Annotated in this window: 16 protein-coding genes; 10 read left to right on the top strand and 6 right to left on the bottom strand. The window is 44.2% G+C overall.

From position 1 onward, the window contains the following. Positions 1–336: 336 nt before the first annotated feature. Genes APB76_RS07040 through APB76_RS07055 form a run of 4 tightly spaced genes read left to right on the top strand, consistent with a single transcriptional unit; the run spans position 337 to position 4,399 of the window. Positions 337–1,290, top strand: a complete 954-nt coding sequence (locus APB76_RS07040; protein WP_082880282.1) for a YbgA family protein — start codon at positions 337–339, stop codon at positions 1,288–1,290. Continuing rightward, complete coding sequence (locus APB76_RS07045; RefSeq protein WP_054960986.1) at positions 1,280–2,068, top strand: MerR family transcriptional regulator; 789 nt, start codon at positions 1,280–1,282, stop codon at positions 2,066–2,068. Before APB76_RS07040 ends, APB76_RS07045 begins: the two co-directional genes overlap by 11 nt. Before the next feature lie 9 nt (positions 2,069–2,077). After that, a complete protein-coding gene (gene phrB / locus APB76_RS07050; RefSeq protein ID WP_054960985.1) occupies positions 2,078–3,493 on the top strand; it encodes a deoxyribodipyrimidine photo-lyase in 1,416 nt (471 codons plus the stop codon). Beyond that, entirely contained in the window at positions 3,494–4,399 is a 906-nt protein-coding gene (locus tag APB76_RS07055) for a L,D-transpeptidase family protein (RefSeq protein ID WP_054960984.1), read from the top strand. A 49-nt stretch (positions 4,400–4,448) separates the two neighbouring features. On the opposite strand, the gene APB76_RS07060 is transcribed toward APB76_RS07055, so the two are convergent. Next, positions 4,449–4,697, bottom strand: a complete 249-nt coding sequence (locus tag APB76_RS07060) for an Lpp/OprI family alanine-zipper lipoprotein (protein WP_049844817.1) — start codon at positions 4,695–4,697, stop codon at positions 4,449–4,451. A 345-nt stretch (positions 4,698–5,042) separates the two neighbouring features. Between APB76_RS07060 and APB76_RS07065 the strand changes: the two genes are divergently transcribed. Then, complete coding sequence (locus APB76_RS07065) at positions 5,043–6,386, top strand: DEAD/DEAH box helicase (RefSeq protein ID WP_054960983.1); 1,344 nt, start codon at positions 5,043–5,045, stop codon at positions 6,384–6,386. 127 nt (positions 6,387–6,513) lie between these two features. On the opposite strand, the gene APB76_RS07070 is transcribed toward APB76_RS07065, so the two are convergent. Beyond that, positions 6,514–8,439 (bottom strand): DEAD/DEAH box helicase, encoded by a 1,926-nt coding sequence (locus tag APB76_RS07070; RefSeq protein ID WP_054960982.1) that lies wholly within the window; start codon positions 8,437–8,439, stop codon positions 6,514–6,516. Positions 8,440–8,914: 475 nt separating this feature from the next. Between APB76_RS07070 and rnb the strand changes: the two genes are divergently transcribed. Together rnb and APB76_RS07080 are read left to right on the top strand one after the other, a co-directional pair. Continuing rightward, positions 8,915–10,918: an exoribonuclease II gene (gene rnb, locus APB76_RS07075; protein ID WP_054960981.1), complete on the top strand. Its 2,004-nt coding sequence runs from the start codon at positions 8,915–8,917 to the stop codon at positions 10,916–10,918. 216 nt (positions 10,919–11,134) lie between these two features. Beyond that, positions 11,135–11,749 carry a porin family protein gene (locus APB76_RS07080; protein WP_054960980.1) on the top strand — a complete coding sequence of 205 codons (615 nt, stop codon included), beginning with the start codon at positions 11,135–11,137 and terminating at the stop codon, positions 11,747–11,749. A gap of 35 nt (positions 11,750–11,784) precedes the next feature. Here APB76_RS07080 and APB76_RS07085 read toward each other — a convergent pair whose 3' ends face one another. Then, positions 11,785–12,138 (bottom strand): DUF3024 domain-containing protein, encoded by a 354-nt coding sequence (locus APB76_RS07085; RefSeq protein ID WP_049844822.1) that lies wholly within the window; start codon positions 12,136–12,138, stop codon positions 11,785–11,787. Between the two features lie 186 nt (positions 12,139–12,324). On the opposite strand from APB76_RS07085, the gene APB76_RS07090 reads away from it, so the two are divergent. From APB76_RS07090 to APB76_RS07100, 3 genes are all read left to right on the top strand, one after another. Next, complete coding sequence (locus APB76_RS07090; protein ID WP_054960979.1) at positions 12,325–13,143, top strand: phosphate ABC transporter substrate-binding protein; 819 nt, start codon at positions 12,325–12,327, stop codon at positions 13,141–13,143. A gap of 125 nt (positions 13,144–13,268) precedes the next feature. Next, the gene (locus tag APB76_RS07095) at positions 13,269–14,639 is read left to right on the top strand and encodes an NfeD family protein (protein WP_054960978.1); all 1,371 of its coding nucleotides are present in this window, start codon (positions 13,269–13,271) and stop codon (positions 14,637–14,639) included. Further along, on the top strand, positions 14,617–15,405 hold the full coding sequence (locus APB76_RS07100; protein ID WP_054960977.1) for a slipin family protein: 789 nt from the start codon (positions 14,617–14,619) through the stop codon (positions 15,403–15,405). The genes APB76_RS07095 and APB76_RS07100 overlap by 23 nt, the downstream gene beginning before the upstream one ends. A gap of 56 nt (positions 15,406–15,461) precedes the next feature. Here APB76_RS07100 and APB76_RS07105 read toward each other — a convergent pair whose 3' ends face one another. From APB76_RS07105 to melA, 3 genes are all read right to left on the bottom strand, one after another. Next, on the bottom strand, positions 15,462–17,672 hold the full coding sequence (locus APB76_RS07105; RefSeq protein ID WP_054960976.1) for a glucosidase family protein: 2,211 nt from the start codon (positions 17,670–17,672) through the stop codon (positions 15,462–15,464). A 75-nt stretch (positions 17,673–17,747) separates the two neighbouring features. Then, entirely contained in the window at positions 17,748–19,175 is a 1,428-nt protein-coding gene (gene melB, locus APB76_RS07110) for a melibiose:sodium transporter MelB (protein WP_054960975.1), read from the bottom strand. A gap of 79 nt (positions 19,176–19,254) precedes the next feature. After that, on the bottom strand, positions 19,255–20,613 hold the full coding sequence (gene melA / locus APB76_RS07115; RefSeq protein ID WP_054960974.1) for an alpha-glucosidase/alpha-galactosidase: 1,359 nt from the start codon (positions 20,611–20,613) through the stop codon (positions 19,255–19,257). Positions 20,614–20,880: the final 267 nt, after the last annotated feature.

Consider the following 20,880-nt stretch of genomic DNA (forward strand, 5'->3'; position numbering starts at 1 on the left):
AAAAATATTAGTAATTCAAACTGCTGATTACTAATTATGTTGATTTTGAAAAATCTGTTGAGGCAATACTAGCTATATCTGCCAATGCTCCGTGAGAAGTATGTCACAAAAGGTGGGTATTTGATGCTTTTGTTGCTCATTGATAACTAAATTTGTTGAAAGTGGTTGAGCAATCGATTTGTAAAAACGTTTGCTTCATTCAGTGAACCAAAATGCCTTTAATCTCGTAAGTCTTTTACACGTTATACAAATGATTTATTTGTATATCATTCGAGTATTGTGCTAATTCTTACACAATAAATGCTTTTGTACAGCATGGCTGGGCAAGGAACTAAAATGAAGCGACAGCAGATTAAAATTGGGATCAGTTCTTGTGTTTTAGGCGAGCGTGTTCGCTTTGACTCAGGCCACAAGATCAGCAAGTTTGTTACCAAGGAGTTGACTCCCTACTTTGAATTTGTCCCTGTTTGTCCTGAAGTGGGCTCGGGAATGCCTGTACCAAGACCAACCATACGATTGATGTCTAACGAGGACCGAATCGCTTTGGTTGAAACTAAAGACCAAACCAAAGAGCATACCCAGACTGTGGTCGACTACTCGAAGCATAAAGTAGCAGAGCTGGAGCGTGAGGAATTATGTGGTTATATCGTATGTGCTAAATCCCCAACGTGTGGCATGGAGCGGGTGAAAGTATACAGAAAGAACAGCGCAGAGAATGTAGGTGTAGGCTTGTATACCAATGAGCTGATCAAAGCAATGCCTTGGCTCCCTGTAGAGGAGGATGGCAGGCTGAACGATCCCGTGCTGAAAGAGAACTTTATTACTCGTATTTATACACTCAGAGATTTTTACGATTCTATCGGTGATGAACCAACTCGAGGAAAAATCGTTGCATTTCATTCTCGCTATAAATTGACCCTAATGGCCCATCACCCTGCATCTTATAAAGAACTTGGTCAGTTGGTCGCCAACGCGAAGAAACACCATATAAAAGATTTCTATTTTCTCTATAGAGAAGGCTTGATGGAGGCGATAAGTTATAGAGCAAGCCGAAAAAACAACACCAATGTACTGATGCACATTCAAGGTTACTTCAAGCGCAATTTAGATAAGACTCAAAAGCAAGAGTTGAGACAAATCATCGATGATTACCGCGTCGGCCTTCTTCCTCTGCTTGCACCATTAACACTTATAAAGCACTATTTATCAGCTCATCCGGATAGTTATCTGGCTAAGCAAGCCTATTTAGAACCATACCCACAGGAGTTACGTTTAAGATATGGGCTGTGAGAAAAAACTATATGCCATCCGGGAAGTTTCAGAGATTACTGGCATTAAACCTGTCACCTTAAGGGCATGGCAGCGTCGATACAATTTGGTTCAACCACAACGAACTGAGAAAGGCCATCGTTTGTATTCTGATGAAGATATTGCGTTAATTGGTGAGATACAAGGGTGGCTGAGTAAAGGTGTTCCAATCGGCAAGGTAAAAGGCGTACTAGAGTCTAATGAGCCGAGTAAAGGGGATATATACCTTGCCAACGAACAATTAGTCGAAGTGAATGCGTTCTTACAAGCGCTGGCTGATCTAAATAAAGGTAAAGCTGACTCCATTGTCGCGACTGTTTTTAAAGAGTATCCATTGGATATTGTACAAACGCAGTTTGTTAGGCCAGTAGAGAAAGCATTATCCGTTGTACGAATTGGTCTTCGTGCATTGCAAAAGGGGCTAATGAATTCGATATTTGTCGCGAAAATCAATTCGATGATTGAGGCTGAAAATAAGGCGACTAAAGCCGGGAAATGCCTATTTATAAACTACGATAATGTAAGCGACGTTTATGCACGCCTTTGGGCATTAAAACTATCGGAATCAGGTAATAAATTAGTCATTATCGATGGAGTAGAAGACCTATCTGGCTTAGTCGAGAATGAAGGGTTAGCTGCTTACACTGCGATCGCTATCTATAGTTCACGTCCAGCTACCACAGGGCAAGCAGCCATAATTGAAAGAGTAAAATCATCATTCTCTGGACAGGTGCTGCTTTCAGATTTGGTTGAAGAGTAAAATTTAGCCATGAAAATTGTCTGGTTGCGAAGGGATCTACGTGTTGAAGACAATACAGCCCTGATTCAAGCTTGTAAGAGTGGTGCACCGGTTGTCGCACTCTACGTCGCTACCCCACAGACCTGGAAGGAGCAATCACTAGCACCAATTCAAGCTGACTTTATTTATCGCCGTTTGTTTGAGCTACAAATTGACTTAAACAAAAACAATATTCCCCTTTATTACACGCAAACCGATTCGTTTAAAGACGCTGCCCGATTAGTGGCTGCCGTAGCAGTTAAAGAAGGTGCAAGTAGCGTATATTACAATAAAGAGTATCAAGTGAATGAACGCTCGAGAGATACTTTATTGTCTGAACTTCTTCAACTAGAGGGGATAGCGTGTAAAAGCTTTGACGATAAATGCTTACTTAAGCCTGGTAGTGTGATTAACAAACAAGATTCCTATTTTAAGGTATTTACACCGTTTAAACGTGCCTACCTAAAGCAAATGTATCACCAATCTGTTTCGGTAGATAAAGTCACTCCGATGGGCTCAACAGGAAGGTTAGAATCGGGATTAGTGACTGAGTTTTCAAGTCAGTGCCGATTTGACTATCCAAGACTATCGAGCAATAGATACACAGTGGAAACCGAGAAGATAATCCATGCTTTAAGAGACTTTAGCCGTACTAAGGCTGACGATTATCACTCCAATCGAGATTTTCCTGCGATTGATGGAACAAGCGTACTATCACCCTTTTTGGCAATTGGAGCGCTTTCAGTCAGACAGTGTATGGCGAGATTGATATATGCCCAACCCCTTCCTCTAACTGGAGGACGGGAAGTTTGGCAAAGCGAGCTTATCTGGCGAGAATTCTATCAGCACCTTTCTTATTTCGAGCCAAAACTCTCGAAAGGGAAGAGTTTCGTTTCTTGGGGAGACCATTTAACTTGGGTAAACGCCATCGAAGCTATTGAGGCTTGGAAGAGTGGTAACACAGGTTACCCTATCATAGATGCGGCAATGCGCCAGCTCAATGAGACTGGTTGGATGCACAACCGTCTGAGAATGATAGTAGCGAGCTTTTTGATCAAAGATCTGCACGTTGACTGGCGGATTGGTGAACAATATTTCATGTCCAAACTTGTTGATGGGGACTATCCGGCCAATAATGGTGGCTGGCAATGGTGTGCGTCTACGGGGTGTGACGGTCAACCTTATTTTAGAATCTTTAATCCCATAACCCAAGGGAAAAGGTTTGACCCTGACGGGGTGTTTGTTCTTCGGTGGATTCCAGAGCTCAAAGATGTACCTAGCAAGTTTATCCATCAACCTTGGAAGTGGAGCTATGCTAAAGCTTTGTCATATCCTGAACCGATAGTTGATCACAAGACCGAAAGAGCGATAACCTTAAGTTTATATAAAGAAGCCAAGGAAGTTTAAATGGTGCGTAAGTTTCTCGCATTTCTGTGTTGTGTTAGTTCACCTTTGTTTGCCGCAACCTATGAGTTGCCAGTTGAAGAAAGCAGCATTGTTGGTCGAACCCAGTATCATCAGGTACAAGAAGGGGAGACACTCGCTAACATTGCAAAGCAATATGATGTTGGCTTTCTGTCACTTATGGCGGCAAACAAAGGCGTGGACCCCTTTTTGCCACAAACGGACTATGTGCTGACTATTCCGACTCAAATCATACTACCTAATGTTGAGCGCGAGGGTATTGTGATTAATTTAGCAGAGCTACGGCTCTACTATTTTGAACCCGAATTGAACAAAGTTCATATTTTCCCTGTTGGGATTGGTCGGGTAGGGCGAGATACGCCCGAAATGGAAACCACTATTAGCCAAAAGCGCCCAAACCCAACATGGACTCCGCCTGTTTCTATCCGTAAAGATTACCTAGCGAAAGGTATTGAGCTACCTGCCGTGGTGCCAGCGGGGCCTGACAATCCATTGGGTGAATACGCACTGCGTTTGGCCCACGGGGTAGGGGATTATCTTATCCATGGCACGAACAAAGATTTTGGGATCGGTCTGCGGGTCAGCTCTGGGTGTATTCGCATGGAACCAAAAGACATTGAGTGGTTGTTCCCACAGGTTAAGCTTGGTGAAAAAGTCGCTGTAATCAATGAGCCAATTAAGGTTGCTCTCGAACCTGATCGTAGCGTGTTTCTGGAAGCACACGAACCATTAACTCGTAGCGATGGTGTAAAGAAGCAACTAGAGATGCCACTAGAACTGAGTTGGTGGCTAGAGGAGTTCGACCAATCAGATGTAAAAGCAAGGGCTGCAATATTGGCGCAGAATGGAGTGCCAGTTGAAATTGTTGCTCCGACACTAGTCAATTAAGAATAAAAGAAAGGGTCTGCATGCAGACCCTTTCTTTTAGAAGACGTGATTACTTAGTGTAAGACTGAGCAATGTTGTCGATACGTTCGTTGGCGCGAGCTGCTTCTTCTTGTGCTGCCATTGCAGAATCACCAGACTTACGTACTTCTGATTGTAGTGCTTGAACGTCTTGGCTTAGTTGGCTTACTTGATTGCTTAGCTCATCCATTTTTGCCGTAGTCGCTGCATCTGGACCAGACGCACAACCCGCTAGTAGAAGAACAGAAGATGCTGCAGCTGCGATCAACATTTTGTTCATGTTAGAACTCCTTACATAAATAAGTATCAATAATATGTCCTATACCTTTTTATCGTATAGTGACGTCAATCAGTGTAGCCCTAATTTTGTACTTGCTAAAGCAGGCAAAAGTCAAAAAAACCCAAGAATTTAAGTAATTATCAAATTAGTTGAGCTACGTCTCATTGGTGAGAGCAATGGATGTAAGCGCTGTATTGTAGTCACTCTATCTAATGGAGGAGGCATAAGAATATTTTCTGTGATCTCTATCCTCTTTGGGTGAATCCAGTTATCATAGCCTGTTTTTATTATAATTTGTGTTGTTCGGCATAATCGAAAGCCGGATCAACTACGCTGTGTGACCCATTGGAGAATACTTTGCACTTTAAAGATTTAGGTTTAGACAATCGCTTACTTAAGAACTTGAAGCATTTTGACTTTAAGAAGGCGACAGAAATCCAGCAACGCGCCATTCCGGTCGCCATTGCTGGCAAAGATCTGTTGGCTTCTTCTAAAACAGGTTCTGGTAAAACGCTCGCTTTTGTTTTGCCTATGCTGCACAAGTCACTAAAAAACAAAGCATTTTCTGCAAAAGATCCGCGTGCTGTCATCCTAGCACCGACTCGTGAACTTGCTAAGCAAGTCTATGGTGAGTTGCGTTCAATGCTCGGCGGTTTAACTTATGATGCGACACTGATTGTTGGAGGAGAGAACTTCAATGATCAAGTGAAAGCATTGCGCCGCTACCCTAAATTTATCGTGGCGACTCCGGGTCGTTTAGCCGATCACTTAGAGCATCGCTCGTTATTCCTTGATGGCTTAGAGACGTTAGTGCTAGATGAAGCCGATCGCATGCTTGATCTTGGTTTTGCTCCTGAACTGCGTCGTATTCACAATGCAGCAAAACACCGTCGTCGCCAAACTCTAATGTTTTCGGCAACGCTAGATCATGCTGAAGTGAATGACATAGCATTTGAAATGCTTGATGCGCCAAAACGTATTGCAATTGGTGCAGCAAGTGAAGAACACAAAGACATCACTCAGAAATTCTATTTGTGTGATCACCTTGATCATAAAGAAGCGATTCTAGAACGTATCCTAGAAGAAGCAGAATACAAGCAGTTGATCATCTTTACCGCAACGCGTGTTGATACGGAGCGCTTAACTGAAAAGCTTAATGAGAAGAAGCTAAAAGCGATTGCTCTAAGTGGTAGCTTAAACCAAGCTCAACGCAACACCATCATGAGTCAGTTTGAGCGTGCAGTGTTCAAAATCTTGGTCACAACGGATATTGCATCACGTGGTCTCGACATTGCTAATGTGACTCACGTTGTTAACTTTGACATGCCTAAGCACACTGAAGAGTATGTTCACCGTGTAGGCCGTACGGGCCGAGCAGGAAATAAAGGTGACGCGGCTTCTTTAGTTGGTCCAAAAGACTGGGATAGTTTCAAGCGCGTTGAGGCATATTTACAGCAAGACCTTAGCTTCTCAGAGCTTGAAGGTTTAAAAGGTAAGTTCAAAGGTTTGAAGCCGCGTAAACCGGACTACCGCAATAAAGGCAATGCAGAGCAAAAAGCTAAGCCTAAAGCGAAGAAGGTGGCAAAGAAACCAGTCAAGCGTGATAAGAGTTTCCACCAGAATGTTGCCGTAGGTGATAGCGTATTTGTTCCTAAGAAGAAGACGCCGCCTAAACCTGATAGCGAATAGTCAAATAATACGAAAACCACTTGGTTCGCCAAGTGGTTTTTTTGTACCTGAGACTAATATATCAGATGCAACAAAAAAGGAGCCGAGTTGGCTCCTTAATTATTCTTAATATCGCTTAGCGTTGCGATTAACCTTCGCTGTGGTTACCACGACCATGACCACGTTCGCCACGGTAGTTACCACGGTGATCACCACCACGGTTGCGATCAAAGCGACGCTCGCCGTCACGACGGCCACGGCCACCTTCACGGTTTCCATCACGGCCGCCTTCGCGATTACCTCGGTATCCGCCTTCACGATTGCCGTTACCTTCACGGTTTCCACGGTAACCACCTTCACGACGAGCACCATCGCGACCACGGCCACGACCGCCATCACGACGCGGTTCACGGAAATCATTGAAGTCACAAACTACTGCATCAACTTGTTTCTGACGAATACGTAGCTTACGAAGTTTACCAGCCGTCTCAGAAGACATCGCTTTTGGTAATTGAACGTAAGTCTCGCCTTGTGCAAGTTTGATTGCACCGATAGAGCCTTTAGTTAAACCTAGCTCGTTAGCTAGTGCACCAACAATGTCTTTTACCTGAACGCCTTGCTCACGACCAACCTGAAGTTGGTATGTATCCCAGTCCTGGCTGTTAAAGTCACGGCGAGCTCCACCATCACGGCCATTTTCACGACGTTCTTTACGACGTTGCTTGTCACGCTCAATCGCTTCAATCATTGGATCTTCGCCAATGTAGAATAGCGGGCGCTTACCTTGTTGGCGCTTAAGCAAGATAGCAGCAAGTGTCGCTGCGTCTAGCTCTAGTGACTCTTGTAGTTTCTCAACCAACCCAGAGAATTTCTCTAGTGATTTGTGTTCTTTCTCTGTTTCTAGCTCAGCGCCTAGTTTCTCTAGACGAGCTTCTGCTACCTTGTCACGGTGCGGAAGTTGGATCTCTTCCATTGATGATTTAGTAACGCGCTCAATAGTGCGAAGCATACGAAGTTGGTTAGTACGAACCAAAAGGATCGCTTTACCTTTGCGCCCTGCACGGCCAGTACGGCCAATACGGTGGATGTATGACTCAACATCGAAAGGAATATCGTAGTTAAATACGTGTGTAATGCGTGGAACGTCAAGTCCACGTGCTACAACGTCAGTTGCAACTAGAATGTCGATAACACCTTGTTTGATGTGATCAACTGTACGCTCACGTAGAGACTGTGGAATGTCGCCATGCAGTGCAGATGCTTTAAAGCCACGTGCGCTTAACCAATCGGCTAGACGTTCTGTGTCTTGACGAGTACGTACGAATACGATTGAAGCGTCTGTCTCTTCAGTTTCAAGCATACGAGACATGGCTTCGTCTTTTTCTACGCCTTTAACAACCCAGAACTGCTGCTCTACTTTGTCTACTGTGTGGTTTTTTCCTGCAACGTCAACCGTTTCTGGATCACGCAGGAAACGCTCAACAATGCTTTTCAGCATAGGAGGCATAGTTGCAGAGAATAGAACGCGTTGTGCTGATTCAGGAGCGTGCTCCATGATCTCAGTTACGTCATCAACGAAGCCCATATTTAGCATTTCATCGGCTTCATCAAGAACAAAGGTATGTACTTCGTCAAGGTGTAGACGGTCACGGTTGATAAGATCTTGAACACGGCCAGGTGTACCAACAACAATGTGAGCACCGCTCTTAAGAGCACGCATTTGATCAACGATAGATGCACCACCGTAGATTTCAAGAACTTTTAGGCCCGAGATGTTCTTACCAAGGTTTTTGACTTCAGCGGCTACTTGAATTGCTAATTCGCGAGTTGGCGCCAGAACAATTGCTTGAGGCTTACGTTGTGCAAGGTCAAGCTTGTTAAGAAGAGGTAGAGAGAAAGCTGCTGTTTTACCAGTACCAGTCTGAGCTTTACCTAGTGCGTCTTTACCAGCCAATAGGTGCGGGATAGCAGCAGCCTGAATTGGAGTTGGTGAAACAAAACCCATACCATCAAGAGCTGAAAGGATAGAGTCGTTAAGCGCTAGATCGCTAAACTGAATTACAGAATCTGTCATTGGGATCCTACTATATAATGTCAACAAAAGGTCCCACGAGCTCTACCAATTCCAATACCAATCCAGTTGAGAGCTGATTCCGTTCAGATGCGGAAAAGTCGTAAATCGCATCAAGCCACTAGGGACGTAAGAATATCGATGCCGCTAACTATTTGCTCATTATTGCAGTGCATGTCAATAAACACATAGTTAGTAGCATCAATATAAGGGTGCGGATTATTCCCTAAAGGCACAAAAAAAGCTAGAAAAAATTGAATTTCATCACAATTTTTTCCTGATGTGAGAATTTTTGTCTACATCTCGTTCACCTAAGCGCTTGGTTAGGGTGAATTATGGTCAACTTCTTTCATTGCTAACTGTTTGAATTGTTCATGAAACACCAGATTGTCATGCTTCTAAGCTAGCAGGGGCATGGGCTGAATGGTATAGTGGGCGCAATTTTTCGGTTAGTGACTTACTCGGTAAAACAATATAAATGTTTCAAGATAACCCTCTACTGGCTCAACTTAAGCAGCAAATCCAAGAAACTTTGCCTAAAAAAGAAGGCACGATCAAAGCGACTGAAAAAGGCTTTGGTTTTTTAGAAGTCGATAGCAAGACAAGCTACTTCATTCCGCCTCCGTACATGAAAAAATGTATGCATGGTGACAGAGTGAAAGCGATCATCCGTACAGAGAAAGAGCGCGAGCAAGCAGAGCCAGAAGAGCTATTGGAACAAGGTGTCCACCGTTTTATTGGTCGCGTTAAGCTGTTTAAAGGCAAGTTAAACGTGGCACCAGATCACCCTCAACTTAAAAAGTTATCTTTGAAGGCGAAGACGCGCAAAGGGATCAAGAGCGATGATCTAAAAGAAGGCGATTGGGTTGTTGCTCATCTTACGCAGCACCCATTAAAGGGTGATAACGGCTTCTTCGTTGAGATTAGCGAAAAGATCACAGATACCGATGATAAGATCGCGCCTTGGTGGGTAACACTGGCTCAAAATGATTTACCTAACAGCGAACCTGCGGGTATCGATAACTGGGAGATCAAAGATGATGCGGATCTAGAACGTGTTGATATGACGCATGTTCCATTCGTAACCATCGATGGCGCATCAACCAAAGATATGGATGATGCACTGTACGCTAAGAAAACAGAATCTGGTGATTTTGAGCTGACGATTGCGATTGCTGATCCAACGGCTTACATCACACCAGATAGCGAAATGGATAAAGTGGCGCGTGAACGTGGCTTTACGATTTACCTACCAGGTCGCAACATCCCTATGCTGCCTCGTGACCTAGCGGATGAGCTATGCTCGCTAATGCAAGACGAAGTGCGCCCAGCGCTTTGCTGTACGGTAACAGTGGCTAAAGACGGCGTTATCGCTGATGACATCAAGTTCTTCGCTGCGAACATTAAATCACACGCTCGTCTTGTTTATGATCACGTGTCAGATTGGCTAGAAAATGGCGAATCAACCGAGTGGCAACCAAACGAAGAAATCGCACAAATCGTTCGTGACCTATATAACTTCTCTTTAGCGCGTGCAGATTGGCGTGAACAGAACGCGGTGGTGTTCCCAGATCGCCCAGACTACCGTTTTGAACTGAGTGAAGATAACGATGTTGTCGCTATTCATGCAGACGTGCGTCGTAGCTCTAACCGCTTAGTAGAAGAGGCAATGATTACAGCAAACATTTGTGCGGGCAAAACTCTGCAATCAAGCTTTAATTCCGGCGTGTTCAATACTCATGCCGGCTTTAAACCAGAGAAAGTTGCAGATGTCATTACGCTGATTAACCCTGAAGGTGAGCTACCATTCACGGTTGATTCTGTTGCGACACTTGAAGGTTTTGCAGCGCTTCGCCGTTGGTTGGCAAACCAAGAAACTTCGTATCTTGATAACCGAATTCGTAAATCACAAGCTTACAGTGAAATCGGTAACCAGCCACTTCCACACTATGCAATGGGGCTTAACCTCTATGCAACGTGGACTTCGCCAATTCGTAAGTATGGTGACATGATCAACCACCGTATGCTCAAAGCGCACATCCTAGGTAAAGAGCCTATTCAAATCGCTGATGAGACTGTTGGTGAAGAGCTGGCGCTGCACCGTAAGCACCACAAAATTGCAGAGCGTAATGTAGGTGATTGGTTATACGCGCGTACATTGGCTGAAGAGCCTGCGAAAGAGACCAAGTTCAACGGTGAGATCTTTGATATTAACCGTGCAGGCATGCGTATTCGCCTAATTGAGAATGGTGCCGCTGCGTTTGTCCCTGGTACGCTTATTCTTGCTAACAAAGAGCGTCTTGAGTGTAACGGTGAAAGTGGGACAGTCTCTATCGACAAAGAAGTGACTTACCGTTTGGGTGACGTACTCGAAGTGGTACTAACGGATGTTAATCAAGAAACGCGTAGTTTAGTTGCCAAACCGACTCAAATCTTTGAAGACGTTAAAATCGTAGAAGAAGCGGCGACACCAACTGAATAGTATGTTTCGATGAGAACTTAAAGGCGCCATCAGAGCGCCTTTTTTAATACCTGGTTAATGATGGTGATTGATTGAGTGAATAATGAGTTGGTGAAGTATATGCATTGCCAATTACAAAGCGCGGACAATTCCGTACATTTATTGTAAAGACCCTTATTGAGTATTCCTATAGTTTTGTAGTCGATTCAATCCACTAAGGAATATTAGGTAAGATTTATGAAAAAGGTTATTTTGCTGGCAGCTCTTATTTCACTCCCAACCTATGCCGCTCAGAAGGTTGAAGGGTTTTATATCGGTGCAGGTATTGGTGATACAAGTTACGACGATGATGGATTTGGTAAAAGTGTTACTAATGGGACAACTTCAACCGAGATAGATGGTGCTTCGTTTAAACTGATTGGTGGCTATCAGTTTAACCAAATTGCGGCGATTGAAGCACAGTATACAAAATACGGCACAGCAAACACTAAATTGTCTAACACCAAAGCTCTAACGATGGACAGTGAATCTCTCATGGTTGCGGCTAACTTAGGTTACACCTTTGATAATGGTCTAAGACCTTATGGCGTTATCGGTGCTGGTATTGTTAGCTGGGATGTGCGAAATGCCGGTGCGACAAACTATTTGGTTAACAAATCTTCAAGTACTTTTGCTGTTCGTGCAGGGTTGGGCCTTGAGTACGCACCTGCGATGTTTGACGGTTGGGCAGTTCGAGCAGGCTACGAAGTGGATGCATTTGAAGCGGAAGTAGAAGATTCATTAACCAAGAAGACAAGTTCACACACACTTGGAATGGGTTCTTTCTATGTAGGGTCTACCTATAAATTTTAAGCAAGAGCGCTACCACTAGGAGGGGGGGCACTCTCCTAGTCTTGCCAAAACATCTCTTTTGGATCTTTATCAATTTCGCGCATGATCGCGGTCAAATCGCTGCTTTGTGCAAGATAAGGATATGGGATCCATTGCTCAGTACTTGAATCTTGCTGTATGAACAACTGCCACTGATTTAGCTCACTGTTCCACGAGACCTTCGCGATAGGGTTCATGTAATCGCAGTGGCTCGAATCAAGCAGAAAGTGTTGCTTGATAAAAATTACCCCATTGTTCATGGTTTCAAAACTTGCCTTGCCTAACTCTGCGGGCATGCTTTGATTACGTTGCTTACATATTAGCTGCGCTCGGCTTTCGACTTGACGCTGTAGTAGACTCACTAGCCCCATGATGTTCCCACTTCACAATATGAGTATCTGTGTAACAGGTTACACTCCCCTAACCTAAGCATAGTATGTACAAGATATTTCATTGTCTGCATAGGTTTTCACAAAAATGTCATCTAACCGCAATAACATAGCGCTGTATATTTATTTAGATATTTGACCAGTCGTCGTATCAGTTGGGAGTTTATTATGGTTCGTGTCGCTTTGGCTGCACTTTTGTCTACATCACTGCTTTCATTGCCAGTATTGTCAAAAGAAGTGAATGTTTCTGGTTCAACTTCGGTGGCTCGCGTCATGGATGTTCTAGCTGAAGATTACAACAGTAGTCACCCTGAAGGTTTTGTAGCGGTGCAGGGAGTCGGTTCTACTGCAGGGATAACCTTGGTTAAAAAAGGAGTTGCGGATCTAGGGATGAGCTCACGTTACTTAACTGAAAGTGAGCAAGATGAGTCTCTGACGGTAAAGCCTATTGCGTTTGATGGATTAGCGGTAGTGGTTAACAAATCCAACCCGATACAAAATGTGACGCGTGAGCAGTTGTTTGACATTTACAAAGGAAAAATTACCAATTGGAAGCAACTGGGGGGGCACGATCAGAAGATTGCCGTTGTGACGCGTGAAGCATCCTCAGGATCGCGATACAGCTTTGAAAGCTTGATGGGATTGACAAAAATCATCAATAGTCGCTTAGTGTCTGACATCAACCCAGATAACTTAGTGGTAAATAGCAACAGCATGGTGAAGACGATTGTTAACCACAATAAACAAGCGATTGGCTTTGTTTCAACGGGTTCCGTTGACCGCTCTATCAAAGCGATCCAATTTGACGGAGTTGAAGCCAATAAGAAGACCATAGCAAGTGGGCAATACCAGCTGTCTCGCCCATTTCTAGTGCTGTACGAGACTGAAAAAATGAATGAAGATTTAAAGTCATTCATCAACTACCTAAATAGCGGTCACGCGAAGGCGCTGATTGAAGAGTATGGCTATACGCCAGTTAAGCATTAACATAAATGCAAGATAGAAGGAGGGCTGCGGTCCTCCTTTTTTCTTATAGCTGTATCCCAAGTGTCGGTATAAGAAGGGAAAATATAGTCTAAACTCATAGAAGACCTAGCCAACTGGAAAGTTAGATGTCCTCATGGGTTACCAAAGTGCTTGTGTTTTGCCTTGCACTGTTTTCTGGACCATCTGTTTTGAGCTCAAGTGAGCCCACGCATAATGCGACCAAGGTGGTTCCTGTGGTCAAGATCAGTGGAGCAATCGGCCCTGCTGTGGGTGACTACGTCATCGAAGAAATTAAACTTGCTAATAAATTAATCAATACGTCTGCCCTGATCATTACTCTTGATACGCCTGGTGGGTTAGTGAGTAGCCTAAGAGACATCAATCAAGCGATACTCGCTTCCCAAGTGCCTATCTTGTGTCTGGTGCACCCTCAGGGGGCACGTGCAGCGAGTGCGGGCACTTTTCTCCTGTATGCATGTCATATCGCCGCAATGGCACCCGCAACCACACTAGGTGCTGCGACCCCGGTCAGTATTGGTGGAGGATCAAGCCCACAGCCAACAGATGAGTCACCGAAAGAGCCTTCGGCCATGGAGAAGAAAATGCTAAACGACTCGATTGCTTACATTCGTTCATTGGCCCAATTGCGTGGCAGAAACGCCGAATGGGCAGAAAAGGCGGTTCGTGAGGCGGCGACTCTCTCATCTAGTGAAGCATTAGAGCAAAACGTGATAAACATGATTGCCGACACGCCAGAACAATTACTCATCAAGTCTGATGGGCTGATGGTTAACTTAAACGATGAGGACACCCCGCTAACAACTGCGGAAGCGGAGCTTGCATATAAGACACCCGATTGGCGTCATCAATTTCTCTCTACCATTACAGATCCAAATATCGCCTATATATTGATGATGATAGGTATCTATGGCCTATTGCTAGAGTTCTACAGCCCAGGGTTCGGCGTGGCTGGCGTGACCGGAGCTATTTCTCTACTGATCGCGACTTATGCTTTTCAAATGTTACCAGTCAACTACGTTGGAATTGGCTTGATCTTACTTGGTATCGGACTGCTCGTTGCTGAGTCATTAATACCTAGCTTTGGTATTTTCGGTTTCGGTGGAGTTATTGCCTTTGTGCTGGGTTCTATATTTCTTATCGACAGCGATCTCCCGGAGTTGCAGGTTTCGCTAAATCTAATCTACTCCATTGCATTGATTTCAGCTGCACTTGTCGTATTTGTACTGCGTAGAATAATGCAACTAAGAAAAAGTCAGGTTGTCAGCGGGATAGAGAACCTTATTGGTCGGCAGGCGGTAGTTGATAGTCACTTTACCACAGACGGATATATCCTTGTTGAAGGGGAGCGTTGGGCCGCACATGGTGATGGTCAGTTTTGTCAGGGAGAGGTTGTGATTGTGGAGGCCATTGATGGCCTAATTTTAAAAATTAAGAAACAGCAAGGAAGTGACTATGATGGAACAAATAATCACTAGTGGCATGCTGACTCCAGTACTGATTGTGGTACTGGTGTTTATGGTCGCGTTCAGCATGTTCCACGTGTTGCGAGAATACGAGCGTGGCGTCATTTTTTTCCTCGGACGCTTTCAAATGGTCAAAGGCCCCGGGTTGATCATTGTTATTCCCGTAATTCAACAAATCGTTAAAGTTGATATGCGGACAGTGGTGATGGATGTACCTAGCCAAGATGTTATTAGCCGTGACAACGTATCTGTTCGTGTCAACGCTGTCATCTATTTTCGAGTGGTTGACGCTCAAAAGGCGATCATCAACGTTGAGGATTATTTAGCGGCGACGTCTCAACTTGCACAAACGACATTACGTTCTGTCCTTGGGCAGCATGAGTTAGATGAGATGCTAGCGAATAGAGATATGCTTAATACCGATATTCAGACCATACTCGATGCCCGTTCTGATGGATGGGGGATTAAGGTATCGGACGTGGAGATTAAACACGTCGATCTCAATGAAAATATGATTCGTGCAATAGCAAAACAAGCAGAAGCCGAGCGCGCGAGAAGAGCGAAAGTGATACACGCGTCAGGTGAGATGGAAGCGTCAGAAAAGTTAGTAGAGGCCGCTAGTAAGATGGCGACTCAGCCTAATGCAATGTTGCTACGTTACTTGCAAACTTTGACGGAAATTGCAGGAGAGAAGAGCTCTACCATCGCTTTTCCACTGCCTATGGAGTTAATGGAAGGATTGTTTAAACGGAGTGGCAGTAGTGACAAAGAAGAATAGCCTGAACAACAGCAAAAATTGGCTCTCTAATCAAAAGAGAGCCACGCTTGCATGGGTTATTTAGAGACAGTTCTGAGCTGGTGCCCCTCTACATTAACAACCACATAGCTAACCAATTGCCCGTTGATGTCTTTTTGGTTAGTTGCCGTTGGTTGTCCATCAACTTTTAACGACGAGTAATCACCATAGAACCAAGCTTCCCACTCGAGAGAATTAGCTGAAGTGTTGGTCACACTTGTTTGATCAAGCCCCTCATGTCGAATGGTAAGCTCATGCTCGCCCATGATTAAGTGTTTAGCTTCTAGCCACTCAATGTCTTCTGTTAGATGTGAAGCAGTAACGATTCGATCTTCAGATGCATTTGGCTTAATACCCATTAGTCCTTCAATGGTGTTGGAAATAAAGGTGAATGATAGCTCAGGATAGTCTCCGTTCGTTCCTTGAGTCGGGCGTTCGTGCGGCTCGTCCTTGTTGTCCATGATGTATTGCATCCACTTCCAAGCTTCTTCATTGCGATTATAAGGGAAGTACGTCTCAGGGATGTAGGTATAGGCTTCGATGTTGTTCGGTGCTTCAGGAGTAGAGCCGATACCATCGCCAAGGTTAGCAGCGATAAAGTCGAGATATTTGTCATTGCGCTCACCCGGATTAGTAATGCGTTTCATCGGCATAAACCAGCTGTTTTCTTTACCAAAGTCATTTAGACGCAAACCGTCTTTTTGCACAATGTTGACGTAGTTCCCTAGTGGCTCGTTGGGATCCGCTATACTCCATTCTTGATTAAAATAGGTTTTAAGCTGTTGCGCTTTTTCACTCCAAACCGCCGCTTGACTGTATTCTTGGCGAGCTTCAAGCATTTTTGAGTAGGCTAGGGTAGCTTGATATTGAGAGCCAATAGCGTCGCCGGCTTCAATTGGAAATTCACCACGTTCATTATAGGTTGCCGAACCCTCGAATATCCCCCCATACCCCTCCGCGATACCATTGGGGTCTTGGTCGTCGTGAAGAGCGATATAGTCAGTTAGCACTTTTGTATAGAATTGCCAAAGGTCTGAATCTTTGATATAGCGTTTGTCACCTGTCCAAAGGTATTGCTGCCAAGCTTTTTCTACAAACTCGAATTGGGCTGGTACTTCTCTTACAAACCAAGAATCGTCAACGTAATCGATAGTGTGGGGTGTGCCATCAAAGTTCACTGCCCAAAGTGTGTACCATTTTCTTGACTCTGTAGAGTGCTTGGCAAAGGTCTTAAACATTGAGAAGTTCTCAGTATCTAGACCCGCCAACTTAGCTCCACTTGCCTGATGCAAGAAGTCACGCGAGTAAAAAGCGGTTCGATCAAAATATCCCGCCCAATAAGAAGGGATGTAATCAGCTGTTCCGGTACCATCGTTATTGTTTTCATCTCGGTTCACTAGGTCGTGTTGCCCTGTCATTACAAACCGTTCAGTTTTATCCATTGCCCACGAAAAAGAGTCTTGTAGTTTTACATTCGAAGAGGTGACAACGAGTTGCTTGGGTTGTTCTATGGCGATAAGTACCCAGTTTTCTGGCTTGTGGCCCTCTGCAGTTAGCTTGACTTTAATAGGGTGAGTAAAGTCGAGAGTGTCTCCCTCTTTGATTGAAGTAACGCTACCGTCTGATATTTTAAGGTTGCTGATAGTAACTTGGGTCAAGTCTGTCCCGTATGGCACCTGAAACTCAATGCGTTTGTTGTTTCGGTTGACGTTTGTCAGGCTAGATTGCTCTCTTGCATTGAATTGTACGATTTGATTGAAGCTTAATGGTTTGTTTTTGTTACTTTTAACTAAGCTTACGTTGTCGACACTCACGCCGCCTTTGTCAGATCCAGTTAGTGAGACTTTTATCTGTTCGCCTCGCTCTAACGCGATATGTTTAAGCGTATTCAGCTTATATTTTTTGCTTTTCTTTACGGGTTTACTGAATAAAACTTCATCGTAAAGGTTTATAATAGACATTGTGGCATCAGTGGAAGGGCTGACTACATAGGCAGACAGGTCATAATATCCTGTTTCTAAGATGGTGATTGTTTGGCTGATGCTATGACTGGTTCCCATTGCGATTCTGCCGTGGTATTGACCTTGGTAAGCCGAGTCATTTTTGATATTGGCGAACCAATAATCCCAGCCAAGCCCCTTGTTTTCAAAGCTAGGATTCGTGATTAGGTTGACGTTATGTTTGGCATAAGCAACGCCAGACGCAGCAATCGTACAGGCGATAGCGTAGGTTAATAGGTTGCGTTTCATAAACTTCTCGTTATTGATTTATTAGAGGTAGGGAAGGTTTGTATATTAAAAAGCGGGCATTACCCCGCTTATTTACTATGTAGCTTGCGCAGGATTGACGGCTTTTGGTTTGCCGACTATTTCTGTTTCGCTGTCCGTAACATGCTGGTACTTTTCGGTAAGCTGGTCTTGGATGTTTTGGTGGAACTGACCGTTTAATTTGTAGAAGCGGAAGTAAACAACCAATGCTATCGCGAAGAAGAGTGCGGGTAAGCCAACCATGATGCATTGCATGCCAAATACTGTCTCTGGGCTTTGCTCAACGTTCGGCACATAGTCGACGGCAGTAAGCGCAATACCAATAAAGAATGCGGCGAAAGCTGACCCTGCTTTTACAACCAAAGTTTGAACAGAGTAAGCGATACTTTCACAACGTTGGCCGAGTTTGAATTCGCCATAGTCTACCGTGTCCGCCACCATGATAACGTTCAGTACCCAGAACAGAGCGGTTCCGATTTGTAGCAGAACACCTGCTGCGGAAATTAAAAGGATACTTTGTTTATCGTACATACCCACATAGATAAGCACAGCACTACCCAAAATCGGCAGAGTTGAGGCGCACGCCCACAAGACTCGGCGAGAAAACATTTGGGCGAGTTTAGGGAATAGAACTAGCGTGATTAGGTTAGCAATACCAGCGTATGCCATGTAGTAAGGGAAGAGGTCTTCGTTGCCGACGACATAAGTAAAGTAGTAAACAGCAAACGCGGTAATGATGTTGGTCGCAAGGTTGTAAGACAGCGCCATACACAAGACGCTGGTTAGCTGATCGTTCTTGTAGATAAGCTTAAGGAGTTTGTTTAATGTAACTTTTTCTTCGGGTTGACTATGGTCGAGCTTGCCAGTTGAGTAGCGCTCTTTAACATTTCTCAATGTGATATAGGTTGAGATAACAAAACAACCAATCAGTAGCAGGGTGAATACTTGGAAACCGTAGCCTTTATCTTCGCCTCCCACATAGTTTACAAACGGTATTGCGATGGCTGCGGTGACAAGCCAAGCAAGGCTAGCAAAAAATCTAGGGTAAGGGACGAGATCTTCTCGTTCTCGTTTATCTAAGGTCAGAGTAGGGACTAAAGACCAGAAAGGAATGTCCATTAAGGTGTAGGTCATACCCCACAATATGTAGGTAACAGCCGCATAAGCAATAAGCCATGGGCCTTCTATATGGTGGGCGCTAAACAGCATAAACAGCACGATTGAGTTGGTAATCGTGCCAATTAAAATCCAAGGTTTGAATTTACCCCATCGACTACGAGTATTGTTTACAACCCACCCCATAATTGGGTCATTGACGGCATCCCAAATTCGGGCGACGAGAAAGATGGTACCAACCGTAGCAGCAGAGATGCCGACTACGTCTGTGTAGTAAAACATCAAGTACATGTAGACAATGGTAATGGCAAAGTCCTTACCAAATGCCCCAAAGCCGTAACTCAGCTTTGTGTTCATTGAAATGCTCATGGGTGCTCCTTACGCCTCCTATACAGAAGGCGTATCTTGTTCACGTTATATTGTTATTAAAATAATTTGTTATTAGAAGTTAAGCGTGTGGGTAAACCCAATCTGGCAGCCAACCTCGATGTGCTTCGATTAAGTCATCAACCAATGCATAGATCTCTTCCAAGCCTAAGACTGCTGCTGTATGAGGGTCGAGCATGGCTGCGTGATAAATTCGGTCACGGTTTTCGGTCAAAATTGCTTCTGTGAGTAGCGTTTGTACATTAATGTTGGTTTGCATTAATGCTGCAAGGTGGTTTGGCAGACGGCCTGCTTTGATTGGCTGAACTCCATTTGCATCCACAAGACAGGCGACTTCAACACAACACCCGTGAGGTAAGTTGTCAATTAGAGCCTCGTTCTTGACGTTGCCATAGACGACGCTCGGCTCACCTGTCCAAATAGAGTTCATGATGGTACTTGCATACTCATGAGATTCATTGACCGTAATTTCATCCGCATTTTTAAACGCTTGCAAATCTTTCTTCCAATCAGCAATTTGTTCTACACAACGTTTTGGATATTCATCAAGAGGCACTTTATAACGTTCAATTAAATCCGGACGATTGGGTTTAATAAAATATGGAGTGTATTCAGAAAAATGTTCGGATGATTCAGTAACAAAATAGCCGAGCTTCTTAAACATTTCGTATCTAACTAGGTTAGTGCAGCGACCGTTATGATGAAGACCAGGTTTAGGAGCCTGACCGCTTTCAAAAGCGGCGAGTAAATCCGGGTAAATGTCGACATAGTCACCTTGATCTGTTTTTTTCTCTAGAGTTAAGTAGTACGCCATGTGGTTGATTCCAGCACAGGTATAACGTAGATCTTGGTAGTCTAGTTCAAGATCGCGAGCTAACTCTTCTGCTGTGCCTTGTACGGAGTGACATAGGCCAACCTGTTTGATGTTTGGGTATTTCTCATACATCGCCCAGGTATTCATAGCCATTGGGTTGACATAGTTGAGCATAGTTGCGTGAGGGCACACTTCACTCATGTCTTCACATACTTTCCACAGATGGGGAATAGTACGTAGAGAACGCATGATTCCTCCAGGGCCAAGAGTATCCGCGATGGTTTGTTCCAAACCGTGTTTCTTGCACACCTCAAAGTCCGTCACGGTACATGGCTCGTATCCCCCTATTTGGAAGGCAATTACGACGAAATCTGCGCTATCTAGTGCTTCTTTTTGGTCGAGGTGACAGCTTATAGAGCCGGTTGCTCCAGCGGATTGCATTAGTTTACTTACAACAAGGTAAGATTCTTCTAAACGAGTACCGTCTATGTCCATTAGCGCAATATGGGCGTTCTTCAATGCAGGCTTATGGAACACGTCGCCAAGAATGTTTTTGACAAAAATGGTCGAACCAGCACCGATGAAAGTGATCTTAGGGCTATTCATTATCTTGTTCCTTATTTATCACGTATTTGATTGGATAAGTACACATTACCTGCGTAAGCCGCACCGATTCGTCTCACTTAAAAACCGCAAACTCCTATTTCCTAATATTTATCCTCCCTGTTTCGTTAATCTTATTTTTTGGGACACATTGAAGATAAACCGGGACGGAAAACTAAGTTATTGATCATAAGAATGGTTGTCGGTTAGAAGGTGGTTTGACAGTATGGTTTAGCATGATCGCGGTCTGCGTATTTTATTGATAGGTTT

It is taken from the genome of Vibrio bivalvicida, assembly GCF_001399455.2.
Classification (GTDB): Bacteria; Pseudomonadota; Gammaproteobacteria; order Enterobacterales; family Vibrionaceae; genus Vibrio; species Vibrio bivalvicida.